2 protein-coding genes and 1 pseudogene are annotated in these 2265 nt (G+C 24.5%); 2 read left to right on the top strand and 1 reads right to left on the bottom strand.

Annotation, left to right across the window (positions count from 1 at the left end; genetic code table 11):
* Positions 1-1016: pseudogene (locus tag CAMP5063_RS08225) on the top strand (glycosyltransferase family A protein); the annotation flags it as partial.
* Here CAMP5063_RS08225 and CAMP5063_RS08220 read toward each other — a convergent pair.
* Positions 1000-1995, bottom strand: coding sequence for a capsular polysaccharide synthesis protein (locus CAMP5063_RS08220; RefSeq protein WP_263737343.1), 996 nt, complete (start codon positions 1993-1995; stop codon positions 1000-1002). The pseudogene CAMP5063_RS08225 and the gene CAMP5063_RS08220 overlap by 17 nt on opposite strands.
* A gap of 57 nt (positions 1996-2052) precedes the next feature.
* Here CAMP5063_RS08220 and CAMP5063_RS08215 point away from each other — a divergent pair.
* On the top strand, positions 2053-2265 hold a 213-nt coding region (locus CAMP5063_RS08215; RefSeq protein WP_337195155.1), incomplete at its 3' end, for a glycosyltransferase family 2 protein.

Here is a 2265-nt window from a genome sequence, read left to right as displayed (position 1 = left end):
TACTCTAAAAGATAAAAGAATAACTCTTTTTGATAAAAAAAATGGTGGTTTAAGTAGTGCTAGAAATGTAGGTATAGAATTTTTTTATGGTGAATATGAAATACAATATATTGAAAAAGAAAATGAATTAAATATTTTTAAGATTGTTGGCAATAACCCACAAAATATTTATAAAATTTATAAACATAAAAATGCTTTAGTAGATGATAAATTAGAAATTCCAAAGATTGATTATATTATCTTTTTAGATTCTGATAATTATTGGGAGTTAAACTGCATAGAAGAGTGTGTTATAAGAATGCAAAATGTAGATGTATTATGGTTTGACCATACTTGTATTTATGATGATGGTATAGAAGATAAGGGTCAAAAAACAAGGATGAATATATTTAATTTCACTCAAGAATGTACTATCACTCCAAGAGACTATGCTAAGCAAGCTATAAAAGTAGGTTCAAGGGATATCTCGTTTAGCTGGGGTGGTATGATAGATTTTTCATTTTTAAAACAATTAAAACTTAAATTTATTAACAAAATCATCAATGAAGATATTCATTTTGGTATGGTTTTATTTAGCTGTGCTAATAATATTTATATTTTGCCAAAAAGATTGTATTTGTGCCGTTTGAGAGCAAATAGTATATCAAATCATGATAAGAAAGTCACAAAGGCAAATGTATCAGAGTACTTTAAAGACTTATATGAATTTTTTGGAGAAAATGCTAAAGAGGCAAAAAACTATTTAAAAGCAGCAAGTAGGATGATAACAGCTTTAGAGTTGATAGAATTTTTTAAAGATCAAAAAAATGAAAATTTTCAAGCTATAAAGGAAACCTTTCTGCCTTTTTATGTAAAAAAGGCTTTGAGGATTAAAAAATTTAAAAAAGATCCTTTAAATTTAAAAGAAAAATTACCTATAATAAAACCTTTTATCCAAACAAAAATTCCTTATGATCTTTGGAAAATTTGGCAAAAAATAAAAGGTATTTTTAGATAAAATCAACTTTGCAAAATGATTTTATCTATCATTGAATCTTTTTTTATAGATTTAAAATGCGTGAGTTTGTGTAAAAAACTTTGCTTTTGAATTTCTTCCCAAAGAGTTGGATTAAATTTTTCTTTGGCGCTAAATTGTAATAAATGACATTCTATATCACTCATATTTTTATAGGTATCATTTACAAAGCCATGTTCTTTTAAAAGTTCAAATATGATATGCAGTACAAAATAATAGTGATTTTCATTTGATTGCTCATTTTTCCAATAATTTATTAAAATATCTTTTAGAGTTTGAATAAAAGTATTGCTTGCTTTGGCTATCATAAAACTACTTAGCATTTTAACCTTAAAATCATCATTCCAGTTAAAATATCCATAAGAAAAATATCCACTTTTGATAAATTTTTTCAATTTTTCTTTACTAGGTTTTGTTTTTGATCTTTCAAAGATAAAAAAATCCTTATCACAAAGCTCATTAGGAATTTTAGAGCTTAAAAATATACTTGCATCACACCATATACCTCCATAAGTTGCAAGTAAGCATACTCTTAAAAGATCTGAAAAAAAAGTTATAGTTTTTTCTCCAAAAAAATTATTTTCCAATTTTTCTATAACATATGGTGGAAAATCAATATACTCTTTTATATTATCTTTATCTAAAATGATGATTGTGTAGTCATCTTTCATTTGACTTTGCACTGAATTGAAACATTGTTGTATCATAGGTGAAGCTTGATTTTTACCTTGATACCAAAATTGCCAAATAATTTTATCGTTTTTAAAATGATGTTTTTTTTCAAAATCAAAATGAGGAATTTTTCCTTCTAAAAAAGGGTTTATATAGTTGTTTGAAAGATAATTAGCCACTTTGGGGTGTTCTAACTTATATTGAATATGATTTCTTAATTTTCTTCTTATTGATTTTATAGGTATAAATGAGCTTAATTTTTTTATTAAATTATTATAAAATAAAGGGCTATTTTGTTGTATTTGCATATATATTCCTAAAAAGTTTTTTGATATAATATCAAAAATAATTAAGGTTATGCATATATGAAAATCATCGGCGTAGTAATCCCCATATATAATGTAGAAAAATATCTAAAAGAATGTTTAGATAGTGTAATCAATCAAACTTATACTAACTTAGAAATCATACTAGTAAATGATGGTAGTACAGATGAAAACTCATTTAACATAGCAAAAGAATACACTTTAAAAGATAAAAGAATAACTCTTTTTGATAAAAAAAATGGTGGTTTAAGC

Origin of the sequence: Campylobacter sp. RM5063, from assembly GCF_024723655.1 — a bacterium.
Lineage (GTDB): Bacteria > Campylobacterota > Campylobacteria > Campylobacterales > Campylobacteraceae > Campylobacter_D > Campylobacter_D lari_D.
Note: the sequence above shows the minus strand (reverse complement) of the source record. Positions and strands in the feature narration are given on the sequence as shown.